Origin of the sequence: Thioalkalivibrio sp. ALMg3 (assembly GCF_000381225.1) — a bacterium.
GTDB lineage: Bacteria > Pseudomonadota > Gammaproteobacteria > Ectothiorhodospirales > Ectothiorhodospiraceae > Thioalkalivibrio > Thioalkalivibrio versutus.
In genome coordinates, this window is record NZ_KB906229.1 from 79,905 (window position 1) to 97,929 (window position 18,025).

The window sequence follows — 18,025 nt, forward strand, 5'->3', positions numbered from 1 at the left end:
CGTAGAATGAGGTCCAGCACGGCACGGATTCGTGCTCGCGAGCAGTGCGCGCGGCCTCGCCCCGCGCATCCCGCGCCTTGTCAGCAAGCAACAACGACTCGAGCGCGAACGCATACATCAATCAACGTTTCCCTGGCCCGACCAGGCAACAGGCGGACGGATGGCGGGACTTTGTGGATGGTTCGCGGTGAATGCCGCATCACCGGCCGGCGCCCTTGAGGCCCAGGGACAGGCGCTCCCGGGGCTCTCCGGGGCGCCTGACGCCCAATGCACGAACCGCCTGGGCGGCTGCCGGGTCCGGGGCGGCTGGATCGCGCAGGAGGCCGACGTCATTGCCGCCATCACCGGCCATCCGCAATGGCGGGACCCTGCCCTGGCCCGACGGGCGCGAGAGCACGACCCGGCGCAAGCCCTGCTGGAGGCCTGGCGGCAGCACGGCATCGGCCTCTTCGAGCAGGTTGGCGGCGACTATGCACTGGCCATCGTGGATTCCGGGCACGGCCGCCTGGTGGCCGGCATCGACCGCCTGGGCCAGACACCGCTTCACTTTGCGCACCTGGATGGCGGCGTGGCCTTCGGCACCAGTGCCGGATGCGTGGCCGCACACCCGGCGGTTGCCACCGAGGTGACCCGCGAGGGGCTCTACCACTACTGTTTCTTCCACATGCTTCCGGCCCCGGTCAGCCTGTTCTCCGGGCTGGAGAAACTGCCGGGCGCCCACCGCCTGACCCACAACGGCGACCGGGCCGAGGTGTCCCGCTACTGGCGCCCGCGCTTCGAGGAAGACAGCGCGGCCACGCCCGAGGCCCTGGAACATGCCCTGCACGAACACGCGCAAGCAGCGGTGGAACGACGTGCGGACACCCCCCGCCCCGGCGCCTTTCTGAGCGGCGGCCTGGACAGCTCGACGGTGGCCGGGATGCTCGCCGGCATGCACCCCGGGGCCGACAGCTTCAGCATCGGCTTTGATGCGCCCGGATACGACGAGATGGAGTACGCGCGCATCGCCTCGCGGCACTTCGGGACCCAGGCGCACGAGTACTACGTGACGCCGGAGGACGTGGTCGACGCCGTGCCCCGGATCGCCGGAAGCTACGACGAGCCCTTCGGTAATTCGTCGGCCCTGCCGGCCTATTTCTGCGCCCGCATGGCGGCCGACGCCGGCATCACCCGGCTACTGGCCGGGGATGGCGGCGACGAGCTGTTCGCGGGGAATGCGCGCTACGCCAAGCAGGGCGTATTCGAACACTGGGGCCGGATCCCCGCGCCGCTACGCCACCACCTGCTGGATCCGCTGTTCACCCGCCTGCCGCGCGGCCTGCCGCTGGCCGGCAAGGCCCGCAGCTACGTGGAACAGGCGCGCATCCCGCTGCCGGATCGACTGCAGACCTACAACTACCTCCACCGCCTGGCGCCGGAGACGATGTTCGCACCGGAGTTTCTCGCGGCGGTGGACCGCGAGGCCCCCTGGGAGTTGATGCGCGGGATCTACGCGCAGCCGCAATCGGCCTCGTCCCTCAACCGCATGATGTACCTGGACTGGCAGCAAACCCTGGCCGACAACGACCTGCGCAAGGTAACCGGGATGTGCCAGCTGGCCGGCGTCGATGTCGCCTTCCCGATGCTGGACGACGATCTGGTCGAGTTCTCCTGCCGCGTACCATCGGACCTGAAGCTGCGCAACGGCCGGCTGCGCCACTTCTACAAGGAGGCGTTTACCGGTTTCCTGCCCGACGCCATCATCGACAAGAAAAAACACGGCTTCGGCCTGCCGTTCGGCGTCTGGATGCAGGAGCACGCGCCGCTGCGGGAGCTGGCATACGACAGCCTGCTGCGACTGAAGGGCCGCAATTTCCTCCGCGACGACTTCATCGACGAGCTGATCCGCCTGCACCGCGAGGGCCACGCAGCCTATTACGGCGACTTCGTCTGGATCCTGATGATGCTCGACCTCTGGCTCGAATCGCACCCCGCCGCCCGCCTGGCATGAACCAAGAAGCGCACGAAGACACGACGCAAGGGCGGGTCACAGGAAGGCGGGAAACGCGCGAATGCTCTGGACGAAATGGCCCGCGATCGACCGCTTGGGGCAGTCCCGACTGCAACGGTTTCCATATCCCCGTCATCCGGGCCGCAGCACACCACCATCGTCATCCCGGCCGCAGCGAAGCGGAGAGCCGGGATCTCCAGGCCGTGACACCCACGCGCCCTTCGCCCCGCCCTTTTCAGGTTTTGGAATAGCATGGAACCCGTGATACCGTGTTTCCATGATTGTATGCTTCAAGGATCGAGGCACTGAGGATATCTTCAACGGGCTTTCGTCGAAGGCTGCTCGCAAGGTCTGCCCACAATCTGTATGGCGGGTTGCCGCAAGAAAGCTGGAATTGCTGGATTCGGCCATGAACGTTGAGGAGCTGAGAGTCCCGCCGGGTAACCGGCTGGAGGCCCTGGCGGGAGAGCGAAAAGGCCAATACAGCATTCGAATCAACGAGCAATATCGGATCTGCTTCGCCTGGACAGACTCCGGGCCCGACCAGGTCGAAATCACGGATTACCACTGAGGCACAATCATGGTCCGCATCCCTACCCACCGACAGCCGACCCACCCCGGTGAAATGCTGGCGAAAGAGTTCCTGGAGCCGATGCATATCTCCCAGCGCCAGTTGGCGGACGCGCTCCATGTTCCGTATCAGCGCATCAACGAGCTCGTGAACCAGAAGCGCGGCATTACGCCAAGCACGTCGCTGCGTCTAGCACGCTTTTTCGGCATGTCGCCCGATTTCTGGTTGAACCTTCAGGTGCGCTGGGATTTGTTCAAGGCGGAGCAATCGGAACAGGCGGACCTGAAACAGATCCGGGAATTCCGTTCGTGGAAACAAACTGCCTGAGCCGGGTTCCCAGTAGCGGGTAGGATGTGTTGAGCGCAGCGAAACGCATCTCGGCCTCCAACCACGCCCACGCACGAGACACCGGCTTCCCGGTCGGTTCACCTGCACGCGCCGCACTGGGGGCTATTATGATCGCCCGGCACGTCCCAGCGCCACCGTCACGAATCTTCCCGTTTTCCCCGCTTCCTGTTAACTAGCCCTTCTTCGTATCTTCGTGCGCTTCGTGGTGAGTACTCAGGCGTTCCGGGCTGGCTGATCGGTATCGGGAACGCGGCAGACGACGTGACGGTGCTTGCCGTTGGGCTCCGGAGGGATGGCATCCACCGCCCGCACATCCACCTGGACCGCCTGCCCCAGCGCGTCGACCAATGCACGGCGCAGGCGCTCCTCGGCGGCCGCCGGCAATGCGGCGACCAGGCTCAGCAGCACCTCGACGTGGTGTCGGTCGTGCTGGATGACCTTGTAGGCGCGCAGCCCGGGCAGATCGCGCATCAGGTAGTTGAAGCGGCTGCCGTGGATCCAGGAACCGTCCGTCGCGATCAGGCCGTCGTTGGCACGGCCGTCGATGTCGCGCAGCAGCGGCAGGCCGCGCCCGCAGGGGCAGGGACGCGGGTCCAGGGCACCCCGATCCCCGGTGCGATAGCGGATGAACGGGAATTCCGGGCCCACCAGGTTGGTGATGACGATGTTTCCGGTCGCGCCGGGCGGCACCGGTCGATCCTCCGCATCCAGGATCTCGACGATCAGGGCCTCGGCCGTGATGTGCATGCCCCCCGCCGGACATTCGCGGGCGATGAACCCAGCGTCGCGCGCGCCGTATTCGTTGGCGACCCCACAGCCCATCACCTCGCCGATCACCGCGCGCCACTCCGGGCGCAACACCTCGGAGGTTGTGAAGGCGACACGAATCCCGAGATCATCCAGCCGCTGCCCTCGCTCGCGCGCCCGCCATGCCACGCGGGACAATGCCGACGGATACCCGAACAGCATGCGCGGACGCCGCTGGCGGATCTGCTCGATGATGCTGTCGAGCCGCGCCGGATTCAGGTCGCGGGCCGGCACCAGGTACGAACGGAACAGGCGATCGCGCCAGGCACGCATGCCGTTCTGGGCCTCGTTCTCGACGGCGGATCCCCACAGGACCAGTTCGCGGTCGCCCACGTCCACGCCCCACCAGCGGGTTGCCCGCCACTTTGCGGCGATATCCATCCCGATGCGATCCGCGCCCAGCCAGAACCTCAGAGGCTCGCCGGACGACCCGCTGGTGTGCTGCTCTTCGAGGTTCCTCGCGCCCTCCGCGCGCCAGGCCGCGCCCTGTTCGCGGATCAGCGCCTTGTCGACGACCGGGAGGCGCTGAAGGTCCGCGATGCCGGAGAACGCCGCAGGCGACCAGGCCTGTTGCGCAAACCATTCCCGGTAGAACGGCACCTGCCGCGCGACACGTTCCAGAAGCCCCTGCAGCCGCTGCTGCTGCAGGCTCTGCAGGGCCTCCGGCGTCCACCACTGAGTGGCCTCCAGGGCCTTGTGCCACGCCACCGTGGGGTGACCCTTGAGCCGCTCCTGCAGCGGGAACAGGCCGCGCGCCACCCATTGGGTATAAAGCCCCATGTTCAGCCGGACCGCGCGGTCCCGGGGGCCGTCGCGGTATCCGCGGCCGCGATCTGCTCGAAGGCTGCAACCAGCTCCGGGATCCGCGTCTCCCAGGCATTCGCCCGCGCATGGGCCAGGATGGCCTCGCGGTCCCATTGGCGCTCGAGCGCCTCCAGCAGGGCGTCGCGCAGCGCGTCATGGTCGCCGTACGGGACCACGATCCCGACCTGATCGGAATTCACCACCTCGGCGTTGCCTCCAACCCGGGTGGTCACGATCGGCAGGGCGCAGGCCGACGCCTCGAGGAAGACATTCGCCCAGCCTTCGAACCGGGTGGCCAGGACGAACACGTCGCCAGCCGAATAGACGAAACGCAGGTCTTCCGGCGATACCTGCCCCAGGAACCAGACCCGGCCATCCAGACCCAGGCCCTTTACCTGCTGGCGCAACTCGGCCTCGTTGTTGCCCTCGGGGGTCGCGCCGCCGGCAATGACCAGGTGCAGGTCTGGTTGCGTGCGCAGCAATTCGGGGAGGGTCGCGATCACCCGGTGAAAGCCCTTGCGCTCGGTCAGCCCCCCCACCGACACGAGGAAGCGGCCCTCCTGCGGCAGACCCAGACGCTGGCGGGCCCCGGCCCGGTCCTCGGGATGGAAACGCCGCAGGTCCGCGCCGTTGCCGACGACCTGCACATGCCCGGGGGCCTGCCCCCAGGCGATCGCATCCTGCCGCAGCGAGTCCGCCACCGAGAACACCCGCGCCGCCGCGCTCATCGCCCGGTTGATCTGGCGCCGATGCAGGGCGCTGCCGGCGAAACGCACGAGGCTGCCGCGCAGGGTGATGGTGTAGGGGCAGCGCAACCAGCGCGCCAGCCAGCGCGCAGCCACGCCATCGGGATAGACAAAGTGGGCGTCGATCAGATCAAACCGGAAATCGCGCCGCAACCGCCGCATCAGCCAGAAACTGCCCAGCGCCAGGAAGAACCCGTCGGTCCACTTGAGCACGCCCGGAAAACAGAAGAACCGCGGGTGATAGACCACAATGCCGTCCTGCTCCTCGTAGCGCGGCAGCGGCGGGCGCGAGTGCGGCCGGAGACGCCCGAGCAGCCCCTGGAAGGGGAACCACGGGGCCGGCGCCACGACGACCAGGTCCAGGTGTTCGGCCACCCGCCGCATGCGTTCGCGCACGAACAGCCCCAGGTTGGGTTGCGCCGCGTTGGGGTAGACGCGGGTGAACACCACCAGGCGCGGGCGCCGGCCAGCGTGACGCCGGTCACCGGGCATGGGCGGGCTCCACGACACCCCGCAGACGTTCGTAAATCGCCTGGTATCGGGCAACACTCCTCGCCCAGGTGCGTTCCTGCTCGACAAAGCGGCGCCCCGCGGCGCGTACCGCATCCCATTCGGGCTCGCGGGCCAGGGTGTCGAGCACCGTGTCCGCCAGCGCCCCCGGGTCGTCGGCGGGGAACAGCCAGCCGGTTTCGCCGTGCCGGATCAGTTCCTGGTGTCCGCCGACGTCCGAGGCCACCAGCAGTCGCCCCTGGGCCATCGCCTCCAGCGGCTTGAGCGGGGTCACCAGCTCGGTCAGCCGCATCGAGTGCCGTGGATACACCAGCAGATCCACCAGGTCGTAGTAGCGCTGTACCTGGTCATGCGGCACCCGGCCCGCAAAGACGACCTGCTCGGCGATGCCCAGGCGCCGGGCCTGCTGCTGCAGCCGTTCCGCCTGCGGCCCGCCACCCACCAGCAGGATGCGGACATCCGGGGCCTGCGCCCGGATGCGCGGAAAGGCCTCCAGCAGCAGGTCCAGCCCCTCGTAGGCATAGAACGAGCCGATAAAACCCAGCACCCGGGCATTGGCCAGCCCGAGCTGCGCCTTGAGTTCGGCGTCCGGCGCCCCGCCCAGGCGGAAGGCCTCGGCATCCACCGCATTCGGGATCACGGTGACGCGGTCCTGCGGGATGCCCCGGGCGACGATGTCCCGCCGCAGGCCTTCGCAGATGGTCGTCACGTGGTCCACCCGGCGGAACACGTACGACTCGAAACCGCGCGTCATGCGGTAGCGCAGCCCGTGTTCGCGGCTGGTCCCGTGATCCACCGCGGCATCCTCCCAGAAGGCCCGCACCTCGTAGACTACGGGGATGCCGAGACGCCGGCCGACCCGCAGCGCCGGCAGGGCATTGAGAACCGGGGAATGGGCATGCAGCACATCCGGTTGCACCTCCCGGGCCACGGCCTCCAGGCGCCGGGTCAGGGCACCCATCAGCCCCCATTCGCCCAGCCCCGGCAGCGTCCCGGGGCGATAGCGCGTGCGGTAGAAGTGCAGGCCGTCGACATCCTCCTCGTCCGCATCCACCGCACCCTGCTTGGGGCTGGTCAGGTGAAACGTCTCCCAGCCGAGCCGGTGCTGCTCGCGCAGGATGGCGGCCGTGCGGAAGGTATACCCACTGTGCAGCGGGATGGAGTGATCAAGGACATGCAGGATCTTCATTGCCACCCCCGCATCAGGCCGTCGACCGGGCCAGGAAGCCCTCGAACATCAATAGCGACCACAGGGCCGGGCTGTGGTCGCGGGCGCCACTGGTGTGCTGGTCCACGAGGGTCTTGAGATAGTCCATGTCGAAGATGCCGGAGTCGGCGATGCGCGGCCCCAGCACCTGCGCCCGCATGCGTTCACGCAGCGGTCCGCGAAACCACTCGGCGACCGGGACGGCGAAGCCCTTCTTGCGCCGATAGAGGATCTCCTCCGGCAGGTAGGGCTCCATGGCCTTTTTCAGCACGTACTTGCCCTCCGTCCCCCGCAGCTTGAGATCCGGGGGCAGGCCCGAGGTCCACTCGACCAGCTGGTGGTCGAGCAGGGGCACCCGGACCTCCAGCGAATGCGCCATGCTCGCGCGGTCGACCTTGGTCAGGATGTCGCCCGGCAGGTAGGTCTTCATGTCCAGGTACTGCACCAGCGACAGCGGGTGCTCGGTGGGAGCGCGCGCCGCATGCCGACGCAGGACCTCCACCGCGCTGTAGCCCTGAAGCGAGCGCCGGAACGCTGGCGAAAACAGGTGCGCGCGCAGATCGTCGCGCAGGATGGATACCCCCTGGAAATAGCCCTCGACCGAGTCCCGCGCCAGGGCCTGGAAGGTGGCGCGGGCGCGGAACGGGCGCGGTGCCCAGTCGGCCTTGGGATACCACCGCGCCAGGGTCCCGAACACGGCCCGCCGAAGCCCCAGGGGCAGCGGCGCGCGCAGGCGTTCCTCCGCCAGGTGATGGCGATAGCGCCGATAGCCGGCCAGGTTCTCGTCGCCGCCATCCCCGGACAGTGCAACCACGACCTGCTGGCGTGCCTGTTCGCAGACCCGATAGGTCGGCAGCGCGGAACTGTCGGCAAACGGTTCATCGTAGAGCCCGCTCAGGCGGTCCAGCAGCGCAAAGTCGTCGGGATCGACCTCCTGCGTGCGGTGATCCGTGTGGTAGCGCTCGGCGACCATCCGCGCGTAGCGGGATTCGTCGTAGGCCGGATCGGCGAAGCCGATGGAACTGGTGCGCACCGGGTCGTCGGACAGCCCCGCCATCATCGCGACCACCGCGCTGGAATCCACCCCGCCCGAGAGGAAGGCCCCCAGCGGGACCTCCGCGACCATGCGGACGTCCACTGCCTCGCGCAGGCGCGCCGTGAGTTCCTCCGCGGCGTTCGCTGCATCCGCCACACCACTGTCGCCGAACGGGATGTCCCAGTATTCGCTCGGTTCACTCAGGTTGCCCTGTCCGCGGCGCACGGTCAGCGTATGGCCGGGCGGCAGCTTGTGCACGCCCCGGAAGATGCTGCGCGGCTCCGGCACGTAACCGAAGGCGAAATAGTCCTCCACCGCATGCGGGTCCATATGTCGCGGCATCCCCGGATGCGCCATCAACGCCTTGAGCTCCGAGCCGAAGATCAGGTGCCCGTCCGCCAGCGCACTGTAGTACAGCGGCTTGATCCCCAGGCGGTCGCGGGCGAGGAACAGGGTGTCGCGATTGCGATCCCAGACGGCGAAGGCGAACATGCCACGAAAGCGCTGCACACAGGCCTCGCCCCACTCCTCCCAGGCATGCACGATCACTTCGGTATCGCAGTGGGAGCGGAACCGGTGCCCCGCCTGCTGCAACTCGGCGGTCAGCTCCGGGAAGTTGTAGATCTCGCCGTTGTAGGTCACAACGACGGTCTCGTCTTCGTTGAACAGCGGCTGCTGCCCGCCGGAGAGGTCGATGATCGACAGGCGGCGATGCGCCAGCCCGACGCCCGGCTCCAGGTGCACACCCCCCTCGTCCGGACCGCGGTGAAACTGGGTCTCGTTCATCGCCTCCAGCAGGGACCGATTGATCGGCTGCCGGTCGCGCAGATCGAAGATGCCGGTAATGCCGCACATGTCGGGTTCCTGATCGCTTCCTTGCCGAGGCCAAGTGACGCCGGACGGTGCCCCCGGGGAGGCCCTGATCGGGGCAAGCCCCGCCGCACCATCACGGAAAATTCAGCATAAACGACAACCCCGCCGCGGACCGACCGCGATACGCGCCACAGGGCCCCTGGCGTTAGCGCCGGAACTAACGGTGGCGCCGACCCGCGTTCTGTGCCGCCAAGGTAGACGCTGATCCATCCACGCAGTCGCGTCGATGGATCAGCGTCTACCTAATACCCGGTCGTACACCCCCATGTACCCCGCGACCATCGCGTCCATGCTGAACTCCGCCTCGGCCCGCGCACGAGCGGCCACACCTTGCCGTGCGGTCCGTGCCGGGTCGCCGGGATAGGCCATCAGCGCGGCCGCAATCGCGTCCGGATCGCCCGCCGGGACCAGCACCCCGGTCACCCCCGGCTGGACGAGGTCCGGGTTCCCCCCGACATCCGTCGCGACCACCGGGAGCCCGGTGGCCATCGCCTCGAGGATGGTGTTGCAGATGCCTTCGGCCAGCGAGGGAAGGACGAAGAGGTCCAGCGCCCGCAGGCAGTCGGGGATATCCTCCCGGGCACCGGGGATCCAGGCCTGGCCGGCCACCCCGGACTGCTCCAGCAGCTGGCGGACCTCCCCGCGCAGCGGGCCGTCCCCGATCATCGCCAGACGCAGGCGCGGAAATTCCGTCGGCATCCGTTCGCGCAGTGCGACAAAGGCCCGTGCCAGGTCCAGCGGCGCCTTGACCGCCTGCATGCGCATGACCGAGCCGATCACGAAGGTGCCGGGGCCCCGGAAGCCCTCTGGAAACGGGGGCACGAACGCCTCTGACGTTGGTGCGAAACGGCCGGTATCCACACCATTGAAGATGTGCGAAAGACGCGCTGTGGGCACCCCGATCGCATCCCGCAGGTATCCCTTTTGATGCTGCGAAAGGGCAATGTAGTGTCGGACCAGTGGCCGCATCAGCCGGCGCAATCGGCGGTTGCGGTCGCGCGTGCCGTCCAGGTCGCCGACATCCCAACCGTGTTCGCCATGCACGCGCGCGCGCACGCCGGATAGCGCGGCGGTCACCTGCGCCTCCAGCGTGCCGAAGTTCCGGGTATGGACGATATCCGGCTGCAGGGCGCGCAGCAGTCGCCACAGGCGAACGTGGACCTGCGGGTCCTTGCCTTCGCGCTTGTGCAGGGCATGCAGACTGACATCGTCGCGCCGGATGCGCAGGCGAAAATCGGTGTAGTCCGTCATGCAGATGATGGCGTGCCGGAAGCGGTCCGCGGGCATGTGGTTGATCAGGTTGACCAGCCCGTTCTCCATCCCGCCGATGTCCAGGCGATGGATGATATGCGCCACGCAGGGTCGCGGATCGCCATCCCGGACGGTCTTGGCGGATGCGACCGTCACTGTCGCGCGACAGCGGCGAGCTGCTCGAGGAGCTCGGGCAGGACGTCGGCCGCATAGGCCTGTAGCGTCGCCTCCTCTTCCCCGGGCTCGGAGCCATAGGGCACATAGAGCACGACCAGGGCCGCGTCATCGCGGCCTCCCACCAGGCGGTTCAGCGCCTCGCGAGCCTTGACCGTATGCGGCAACGTGGTCAGCTGGCCGTCCACCCAATACCAGCGCCAGACCAGCAGTTGCTGCCCGGGCCCGTGCAACAGGAAACGTTCGGGATTGGGGTAACCGTCGACCGTGGCCTGCCCGCGATGGGATTGCGACCAGGACCCCACGCGGTGACGCCCGGCCAGGGTATTGCTCCAGCCCACCATGTTCCCGTAATGGTGCTGTTCGCGGTAGAACAGCACGTGCATGCCCACCGGCGGCCCGCCATATTCCGCCGTGACGAGGCCACCCCGGCCATCGCGGGCGCCGCGATAACCCGGCTCCCAGGCATCGGCCTGATCCTCCAGCACCCGCCAGCCGGGCGGGACCAGCGGGCCCACGCCCAGACCCGCCACCGGACCGAGATCACGCTGGTTCATCCAATCCGCATACAGCGGGGCCACGCTGGCCAGCACCACCGCCAGCAGGGCCGCCACGGCGAACGGTCCGGCCTGCAACGAGCGTCGCTGTTTCGGCGTGTGCACGCGTGCGGTGGGCGGGTCCATATCTTCGCGCCAGAAGGCCCCGATCCCGAACATCAGCGCAATGACCACCCCGAAGAAGATCCACCCATAGATCAGGTGATCGACCCCGGCCGCATACTCCATGTCGCTCAGATGACCAATCATCACGATCATGTAGGCCCGCAGGCCATTGGCGACGATCGGCACCACGATGGAGACGCCGACAAACACGAGCCGCCGCCAGGGGCTGCGATACATGAGATAGGCGTACAGGGTACCGAGCGCGACCGACGCGATCAGATAGCGCACGCCACTGCAGGCCTCGACTACCGACCAGCGGCCCGTGGGCAGATCGAAATACAACCCGTCGCGATAGACCGGGATCCCGGTGAGCTGTACCGCCGTTACGGTGAAGTCCGCGGTGAAATCCATCAGCGGCGGCACCAGGAACTCACCGAACGGGACCGCGAACAGCAGGTACGCCAGAGGGAATTGCAAGCGCCAGGTGATCGCATTGCCCAGCACGAGCCAGAACAGCGCGGGGATCATCAGGACGGCCGCGAACTGACGCACGGACACCACATCCACCAGCTCTCCCGCCACCCAGACCAGCGAAAAGCCCAGCAAGGGCAACAGCGCCCACCAGGAAGGACGCGGCTCCAGGGCCAGCACCTCCTCGCGCTTGAGAAACAACAGAAACAGCACGATGGGGACAATCAGGAAACCATGAGCAAAGGTCTCCGAACGGTTCCAGACGGCCACAATGGATTCGAACGTCGGGTAGAACATCCATCCCAGCACGACCAGACCCAGCACCAGCACCGGCCCGGCCAGCCACCAGGACGAGCCGCGCACGGACGCCCGGATGTTGAGCGTTTCAGCGTCCATGGGCAGCCTCCGGGACCGGCTCGGCGCCGGGGACCCCGCCGGGGTGCAGGCGGAGAAACTCGCCCAGGTGCGCGAGATTGCGCGCCCAGTCATAGTCCGCCAGCACCCGGGTGCGCGCCGCGTGCCCGAGCGCCGGATCCGGTGCACGCAGATATCCGGAAACGGCTTGCAGAAACGCGCCCGGTTCGGCCTCGGCACGGATCACCTCGCGCCCAGCCATCGCGGTCAGGCCTTCCAGAGCCTGCGGGCTGGCCACGACCGGGCGCGCCAGGGCCATCGCCTCCAGGACCTTGTTCTGCACCCCACGGGCAATTCGCAGGGGTGCAATGACGACGGTCGCGTGCGCGATCCACGGTCGCACGTCGTCCACGAATCCGGTCACCGTGACACCGGGGCGATCCGCCAGCGCCATCACCTCCGGGGCCGGCCGGCTGCCAACGATGCAGAACTCCACACCGGGATGTTCGAGCCGCAGCGCAGGCAGGACGTGGTCGGCGAACCAGATCACGGCATCGACATTGGGCCAGTAATCCATCGCCCCCGAGAACACCACGGTGCGCACCCCCTCCGCATAGGGACCGGGTGCCGCAACCGCATCGGGCGAGAAGAAGGCGGCATCGACACCGTTGTTCAGGGCATGCACCCGGCCTGCCACTTCCGGTGCTTGCTCGCGAAAGGTGTCCGCCTCGGCCGGCGACACGAACAGGCTGGCGTCACTGGCCTGCGCGACCTGTCGCTCGTATGCCAGCAGCCGCCGCCCTTCGCGCCGATATATGGCGCTCATGGGCCAGCGCCGCGTCGGCGCATACTGCGTCCACTTGTCGGAATCCACGTCCACGAAGTCGACCACCCGGGTCAGCCCGCCCCCCTCCGGCAGGTACTGGGCCATCGCCGAGGAAAAGGCCAGGGCTCGGGCGACCGGCTGCCTTGCCAGCGTTGCACGGACCCAGCGCGCAAGTTCCCGGTCGCGATACCACGGCACGCTGAGCGCCTCGCCACTCAGCAAGCCGCTCAGGGCGCGCAACTGGGCACGGCGGCGCGGCAATGGACGGGCACAGACACTGGCGCACAGCCCTTCGAGTTCGGGCAGGTAGGCAGCGTCGGCCGGGTCATCGATGAACGTGCCGAGATGCACGCGATAGTGCTGCGCCAGATAGCGCAGGATGTGGTGCGAGCGGATCTTGTCCCCCTTGTTGGGCGGCCACGGAATCCGGTGCACCAGATACAACAGATCATCCATAAGGCTTGTTCACCACGAAGCTCGCGAAGGCACGAAGAAGGGCATTCAAATCAAAGAACCAGGCGTTTGAGGCCATCGTTGAGGCGCACGCTGTCGAAATGGATCAACAGGGCTTGCGCGCTATTCGCGAGTTTCATGTGCCTGAGGGTTTGGGCCTCGTGAACCCGTTGCAGGTCATCCACACTTTTCAATTCCATCATCAGTCTGTCCTCGACCAGGATGTCGATACGGCATCCACAATCCAGCGTCTGCCCCTTGTAAGTGACGGGTATCGGAACCTGAGAGACGCAGGACAGGCCCGATTCCAGCATTTCGTGCACCCGGCAGTTCTCGTAAACCGACCTTCGTGGTCAATCCGCCCTTGACCTGCTCAGTGTTCTCTTTGGCCCTGTGGTGAAAAGGCCCTTCAGCCGAGGGAGCGGGAGATCTTGGGGCCCAGCCAGTTGGCCACGGGCAGCGGCAGGCGCTGCCAGGCGGCGATGAAGTAGCGGTACTTCGGGTTGAGGGGATTGACGTCCGGCATCTCGCGGGCACGCACCAGGTCGTATTCGTAGTACAACGGCTGCGGCTCGAAGCCCCAGTTCTTCTTGAAGCTGAAAGACCCGGTATCGCGCTTGCTGCGGCCGAAATCGAATACCCGGTAGCCCGCCTCGCAGGCACGGCGCATCAGCTCCCAGTAGAGGAAGTCGTAGCCCGCCACTTCGCGGGCTCGCGGGGTTCCCGCGCCGTAGTAGGGCAGCACCTCGTTGCGGAACCAGAAGCTGACCACGCTGGCGACCGCTTCGCCCTCGTGCGTCACCGTCAACACGTCGCAATCATCACCGAACACGTCGAGCAATTTGCGGAAGTAATGCGGGCCGAAGACCGGGGTCCCCATGCGCCGGACATTGGCCGCGTAAATCGGGTAGAAGCGGTCGATGTCATGTTCGACTTCGCTGACCAGGCCCGCCTTGATGCCCTTGCGCACCATGCGCCGCTGTTTGCGCGGGATCGCATTCATGTTCGCGTCGACATCCGGATCCAGAAGGCGGCGGAAGGTGAAGTAGAGCTCGCTCTTGGTCGGCCAGTCCGGGTGCCTCGGTTCGCGCAGGCGATACTCGAGATAATCGACATTCAGGCTGCGGGCGAGCTCCTGTGCTCGGGCATCCAGCGCCGCGGCCGCGGCGTCGGTGACTGCGGCCACACCGCCGTAGACACAGAACGGCAGCGATGACAGCGAGTCCCCGAACAGGCGGGAACGGATACGGCCCAGCGGCAGCACGCCCTGTATGGCGCCATCCACCTCGGCATAGAGGAAGTGCGTCTCGTGTCCGAACGCCTCGCGCAAGACCGTCGACCAGCCCGCGCGGTGGAAGAAGGTGGCCTGCGGACAGTGCTCCACGAACGCATCCCAGCGCGCATGGTCGGCCGCACACAGCGTCCGGACCTGCAGGGCACCGGTACCGCTGGCACGTTGATCAGGCGGTTCGTACATTGTCTTCCCCTGTCACTCTTGCATGGTCCTCGGGTGCCGCCAGTTCCGCGGCAAACACGCGGTCCATGCGATCCCAGCGAAAGTCCTGCAGAAGACGCTTCAGGCGCGACTCCATCCGGTGCAGGTTCACGTAGTGCCGGAAACGGCTCCGCGCCCCGAGCCCGGACACCCGCGGCTGATCGGGATCGATCTCCCAGGGGTGGAAGTAGAAAACCGCCGGCATCCCGTCCAGTGCCCCGATACGCCGAAGGGCCCCGCGCGACATCACATAAGGCAGCAACCGGAAATAGCCGCCACCGGCCGCCGGGAGGTTGCGCCCGCCCATGCGGAGGGTCGCCGGGGGCAGCTCCAGGACCCCGGCAGGCATCGGGCGATGCGGGTGTCGCGGGGCCTTCGGCATACCGTAGTGATCGTGATGCACCGGGTAGATACTCGAGCTGTACTCCAGTCCCGCCTCGCGCAGCACCTCCAGCGCCCAGAGATTGCCCTCGCCGATCGAAAAGCTGGGCGCGCGATAGCCGCGGACCGGGGCTCCGGAGAGGTCTTCGAGGATGCGCTGGGCGCGCTCGATATCGGCGCGGAAGGCGGCGGGCGCCAGATCCGTGACCCGCTCGTGGCCATAGCCGTGACTCGCCAGCTCATGGCCGGCGTCGACGATGCGGCGGATCGCGTGCGGGTAACGCTCGGCGATCCAGCCGAGGGTGAAGAAGGTCGCCTGCGCGCCGCTCTGATCGAACAGCTCGAGGATGCGATCAAGGTTGCGCTCGATCCGGCATTCGCGGGTGTCCCAGGTATCGCGCGGGATGCGCGGGGCCAGTGCCGAGACCTGGAAGTAATCCTCCACATCGACGGTCAGGGCGTTGGGCCGATCGGCACTTTGCGTCTGCATGACAGGCCTCGGCCGCTACGACTGCGCGGCACTGGAAACGGGCGCCAGCGCCTCCGTTTCGTAGCCCTCGTCGCGCACGATCTTCAGCACCTCCTGAGTCGCCCGGAAGTTGACCAGGAGATTGCGCTCAATCCGCTGCAGGCGTTCCTCCAGTGCCTCGATATCCTGTTCGATCCGCAGCATGGAGACCTGGCTGGCCACCAGGCGATCATCCAGGCCGTCCGACCCCGACCCGGCTTCGGGGCGCCCCGTGGCAGACGGCCCCTCATCCAGCAGGACCCCTTCCAGGTCTTCCTCGATCTCGTCGATCACCTGCTGCGCCCGCGCGGCATCCAGGTCGGTACATTCCTCCAGGTACCCCATCAGCAGCAGGCGGTCACAGAAGGTGTTTACCTTGCGCGGGATGCCACTGGTGTAGTCGTGGATGCGCGCCCAGATGTCGTCGTCGAAATGCGGCCGTTCGTTCCAGCCGACCCGGGCGAGCCGGTGCTCGACGTAGGCCCGGGTATCGTCTGCGTCCATCGGCCCCAGGTGGTAGGTCGCGATCACCCGCTGGCGCAGCTGCTGCATGTCCTCGCTCCGCAACAGGCGCCGGAATTCCGGCTGCCCGAGCAGGAAGCTCTGCAGCAGCGGCCCGTCCTCGCCCTGGAAATTGGAGAGCATGCGCAGCTCCTCCACGGCATCGGGGCCCAGGTTCTGCGCCTCGTCGACCACCAGAAGGGCGCGCTGGCCACGCGCCCGGGTATCGCGCAGGAAGGTCTCCAGACGGCGCAGCTGGCCGGCCTTGTGACTGGGGGCATCGTCCAGCCCGAACGCGAGACAGACCGAACGCAGCAAGTCTTCTGCATCCAGCTGGGTGCTGACCAACTGCGCCGCCACCAGAGGCTTGTCACTCAGGGTCTCGAACAGACTGCGCACCAACGTCGTCTTGCCGGCCCCGACCTCGCCGGTAATAACGATGAAGCCCTCCTCCAGCTGCACGCCGTATTCGAGATACGCCATCGCCCGACTGTGGCCCTTGCTGGCATAGAAAAAACGCGGATCGGGACTCAGGGCAAAGGGCCGACCGGTGAAGCCGTAGAATTCTTCGTACATGCCTCAGAACTCCTTGGTCAGCGTGCCGATGATCGCGTTCTCGCGATACTCGTTGTCCGCGCTGTTCGACTCCCGCCGCTGGTGCCGGACGGCCAGGCTCGCGGTGGTGTCCGGGGTCAGCTGACGGCTGACACTGGCACGCAGGTACCAGAGGTCGTCCTCGCGATCGCTGTCGGCGAAATCGGTCCGGGTGACGCCAGTGCTCACCAGGGAGGTCGTGCGCGGGCCGTACCGCCATTGCCAGAAGACATTGGCCCCGCGCTGGGTCCGGTTGTCCTCGAACAGGCCGACATTGGTCTGGGTCTCGGATTCACGCTCGGTCTGCACCAGATTGATCCCGAATACACTGCGGCCGGTGTCATAGCTCCAGCCCGCACGCCAGCTACGAGTAAAGTAGAAGCCTTCAACGAAGGCCTCGTCGCCCAGCTGCGGATTGAGGGCGAACAGGAATATCTCCTCCAGGGTGTAGCGATCCAGCAACTCGTCGATGGTCATGAACTGCGCATCCTCCGCCAGCTGGGCAAAGGGGCCCTCACGCCGCTGCCGGGTCGAGCTCACCCCCTCGTCGTAGCTGAGACGGTAGGTCGCGCGGCGACTGCGATGATTCACGGACAGCGCGCGGTTCTTGCCGAAATAGCGCTCGCCGTAACGCGCCTCGATGTTGGTGACCCGGGTCGGGGCCCAGCCTGCGCCGACCTGCCAGAAACTGCCGTCATCGTCTTCGCGGGTCGTCGCGTAATCATTGAAGTCCTCGCCCACCACGCCAAACAGACGCAGGGACCGCCCGAAACGATAGCCGAGCGTCCCGCTGACCTGCCCGAACTCGCCCTCCAGGCCATTATCGAAGCGCTCCTCCTCGTAGAACCCGGCGACCTGCCAGAACGGGCGGTTGAAGGCAGCCCCGCTATTGAGGACGTACTCGCCCCGGTGGTAGTCGCTGTCCTGGCGATTGCTCTGGTGGTTCAGGGTCGCGCCATAGGTATAGCGGACCTCCTGCGTGGCGAAACTGCCGTAACGGGTCCGCAGCATCGGCGAAACGCTGTAGGAGGTGGTCTCCTGCAGGTTTCCGCGCGGGGTACTGCCACCGATGCCGACCGGGTCGAGAATCGACGCCACCTGCTCGGTACGCGAGGCCCCGGCATTGACAAAGAAGGTGTCGTCCACCAGCTCCCAGTTGCTGCGCCCGCGCAGGGCGTGCGTCGTGCGCCCCTGGCGCGAGTCGTCGAGATAAAAGCGCGAGTTCAGGCGGTAATCGATACGGGTATCGCTGCGGGCGCCTTCCCCGCGCAGCGTAAATCCGGGGCTGACGGTACCGATCAGGTCCGCTTCCTCCTGGCCTCGCGGGGCCAGACGGGCGTTGTCGGTGACCTCGGCCGACACCGTGACCCGCGGGGTCAACGTCCACTCGACGGCCAGCGCACTTGCGGGCGATGCCAGCGCGACCACCGCCGTGCCGACCAGCCACCAGCGCGCCGGCAACG

14 protein-coding genes and 1 pseudogene are annotated in these 18,025 nt (G+C 67.1%); 3 read left to right on the top strand and 12 right to left on the bottom strand.

Going from position 1 to position 18,025, the window contains the following annotated elements:
- Nucleotides 1-160 precede the first annotated feature (160 nt).
- The 3 genes from F622_RS0110895 to F622_RS0110905 all read left to right on the top strand — a co-directional run bounded on the left by F622_RS0110895 (nucleotide 161) and on the right by F622_RS0110905 (nucleotide 2,888).
- Complete coding sequence (locus F622_RS0110895) at nucleotides 161-1,990, top strand: asparagine synthase (protein WP_038096363.1); 1,830 nt, start codon at nucleotides 161-163, stop codon at nucleotides 1,988-1,990.
- A gap of 277 nt (nucleotides 1,991-2,267) precedes the next feature.
- Nucleotides 2,268-2,561: a type II toxin-antitoxin system RelE/ParE family toxin gene (locus F622_RS0110900; RefSeq protein WP_018175555.1), complete on the top strand. Its 294-nt coding sequence runs from the start codon at nucleotides 2,268-2,270 to the stop codon at nucleotides 2,559-2,561.
- A 9-nt stretch (nucleotides 2,562-2,570) separates the two neighbouring features.
- On the top strand, nucleotides 2,571-2,888 hold the full coding sequence (locus F622_RS0110905) for a HigA family addiction module antitoxin (protein ID WP_018175554.1): 318 nt from the start codon (nucleotides 2,571-2,573) through the stop codon (nucleotides 2,886-2,888).
- Between the two features lie 234 nt (nucleotides 2,889-3,122).
- Here F622_RS0110905 and F622_RS0110910 read toward each other — a convergent pair whose 3' ends face one another.
- From F622_RS0110910 to F622_RS0110965, 12 genes and pseudogenes are all read right to left on the bottom strand, one after another.
- Nucleotides 3,123-4,496, bottom strand: a complete 1,374-nt coding sequence (locus tag F622_RS0110910) for a phenylacetate--CoA ligase family protein (RefSeq protein WP_018650661.1) — start codon at nucleotides 4,494-4,496, stop codon at nucleotides 3,123-3,125.
- A 2-nt stretch (nucleotides 4,497-4,498) separates the two neighbouring features.
- Nucleotides 4,499-5,758 carry a glycosyltransferase gene (locus F622_RS0110915; RefSeq protein WP_018650662.1) on the bottom strand — a complete coding sequence of 420 codons (1,260 nt, stop codon included), beginning with the start codon at nucleotides 5,756-5,758 and terminating at the stop codon, nucleotides 4,499-4,501.
- Nucleotides 5,748-6,965, bottom strand: coding sequence for a TIGR04063 family PEP-CTERM/XrtA system glycosyltransferase (locus tag F622_RS0110920; protein ID WP_019571956.1), 1,218 nt, complete (start codon nucleotides 6,963-6,965; stop codon nucleotides 5,748-5,750). Before F622_RS0110920 ends, F622_RS0110915 begins: the two co-directional genes overlap by 11 nt.
- Before the next feature lie 13 nt (nucleotides 6,966-6,978).
- Complete coding sequence (locus F622_RS0110925; RefSeq protein ID WP_019571957.1) at nucleotides 6,979-8,874, bottom strand: XrtA/PEP-CTERM system amidotransferase; 1,896 nt, start codon at nucleotides 8,872-8,874, stop codon at nucleotides 6,979-6,981.
- Nucleotides 8,875-9,123: 249 nt separating this feature from the next.
- Complete coding sequence (locus F622_RS0110930; protein ID WP_018169311.1) at nucleotides 9,124-10,248, bottom strand: TIGR03088 family PEP-CTERM/XrtA system glycosyltransferase; 1,125 nt, start codon at nucleotides 10,246-10,248, stop codon at nucleotides 9,124-9,126.
- Nucleotides 10,249-10,295: 47 nt separating this feature from the next.
- The gene (xrtA, locus tag F622_RS0110935; RefSeq protein WP_019571959.1) at nucleotides 10,296-11,846 is read right to left on the bottom strand and encodes an exosortase A; all 1,551 of its coding nucleotides are present in this window, start codon (nucleotides 11,844-11,846) and stop codon (nucleotides 10,296-10,298) included.
- Nucleotides 11,836-13,086 carry a TIGR03087 family PEP-CTERM/XrtA system glycosyltransferase gene (locus tag F622_RS0110940; protein ID WP_018175549.1) on the bottom strand — a complete coding sequence of 417 codons (1,251 nt, stop codon included), beginning with the start codon at nucleotides 13,084-13,086 and terminating at the stop codon, nucleotides 11,836-11,838. Before F622_RS0110940 ends, xrtA begins: the two co-directional genes overlap by 11 nt.
- 50 nt (nucleotides 13,087-13,136) lie before the next feature.
- A pseudogene (locus F622_RS0110945) lies at nucleotides 13,137-13,415 on the bottom strand (GxxExxY protein); the annotation flags it as partial.
- A gap of 77 nt (nucleotides 13,416-13,492) precedes the next feature.
- Nucleotides 13,493-14,560 (bottom strand): FemAB family XrtA/PEP-CTERM system-associated protein, encoded by a 1,068-nt coding sequence (locus F622_RS0110950; RefSeq protein ID WP_019571961.1) that lies wholly within the window; start codon nucleotides 14,558-14,560, stop codon nucleotides 13,493-13,495.
- Nucleotides 14,544-15,449 (bottom strand): XrtA system polysaccharide deacetylase, encoded by a 906-nt coding sequence (locus tag F622_RS0110955; RefSeq protein ID WP_019571962.1) that lies wholly within the window; start codon nucleotides 15,447-15,449, stop codon nucleotides 14,544-14,546. The genes F622_RS0110950 and F622_RS0110955 overlap by 17 nt, the downstream gene beginning before the upstream one ends.
- A 15-nt stretch (nucleotides 15,450-15,464) precedes the next feature.
- Nucleotides 15,465-16,544, bottom strand: coding sequence for an XrtA/PEP-CTERM system-associated ATPase (locus F622_RS0110960; protein ID WP_019571963.1), 1,080 nt, complete (start codon nucleotides 16,542-16,544; stop codon nucleotides 15,465-15,467).
- A 3-nt stretch (nucleotides 16,545-16,547) separates the two neighbouring features.
- Nucleotides 16,548-18,023, bottom strand: a complete 1,476-nt coding sequence (locus F622_RS0110965; RefSeq protein WP_026331571.1) for a TIGR03016 family PEP-CTERM system-associated outer membrane protein — start codon at nucleotides 18,021-18,023, stop codon at nucleotides 16,548-16,550.
- Between the last annotated feature and the right edge of the window lie 2 nt (nucleotides 18,024-18,025).

Coding starts and splice junctions, on each gene's coding strand:
- F622_RS0110895 (WP_038096363.1), top strand. CDS start 161: ATGGCGGGACTTTGTGGATGGTTCGCGGTGAATGCCGCATCACCGGCC.
- F622_RS0110900 (WP_018175555.1), top strand. CDS start 2,268: ATGATTGTATGCTTCAAGGATCGAGGCACTGAGGATATCTTCAACGGG.
- F622_RS0110905 (WP_018175554.1), top strand. CDS start 2,571: ATGGTCCGCATCCCTACCCACCGACAGCCGACCCACCCCGGTGAAATG.
- F622_RS0110910 (WP_018650661.1), bottom strand. CDS start 4,496: ATGGGGCTTTATACCCAATGGGTGGCGCGCGGCCTGTTCCCGCTGCAG.
- F622_RS0110915 (WP_018650662.1), bottom strand. CDS start 5,758: ATGCCCGGTGACCGGCGTCACGCTGGCCGGCGCCCGCGCCTGGTGGTG.
- F622_RS0110920 (WP_019571956.1), bottom strand. CDS start 6,965: ATGAAGATCCTGCATGTCCTTGATCACTCCATCCCGCTGCACAGTGGG.
- F622_RS0110925 (WP_019571957.1), bottom strand. CDS start 8,874: ATGTGCGGCATTACCGGCATCTTCGATCTGCGCGACCGGCAGCCGATC.
- xrtA (WP_019571959.1), bottom strand. CDS start 11,846: ATGGACGCTGAAACGCTCAACATCCGGGCGTCCGTGCGCGGCTCGTCC.
- F622_RS0110940 (WP_018175549.1), bottom strand. CDS start 13,086: ATGGATGATCTGTTGTATCTGGTGCACCGGATTCCGTGGCCGCCCAAC.
- F622_RS0110950 (WP_019571961.1), bottom strand. CDS start 14,560: ATGTACGAACCGCCTGATCAACGTGCCAGCGGTACCGGTGCCCTGCAG.
- F622_RS0110955 (WP_019571962.1), bottom strand. CDS start 15,449: ATGCAGACGCAAAGTGCCGATCGGCCCAACGCCCTGACCGTCGATGTG.
- F622_RS0110960 (WP_019571963.1), bottom strand. CDS start 16,544: ATGTACGAAGAATTCTACGGCTTCACCGGTCGGCCCTTTGCCCTGAGT.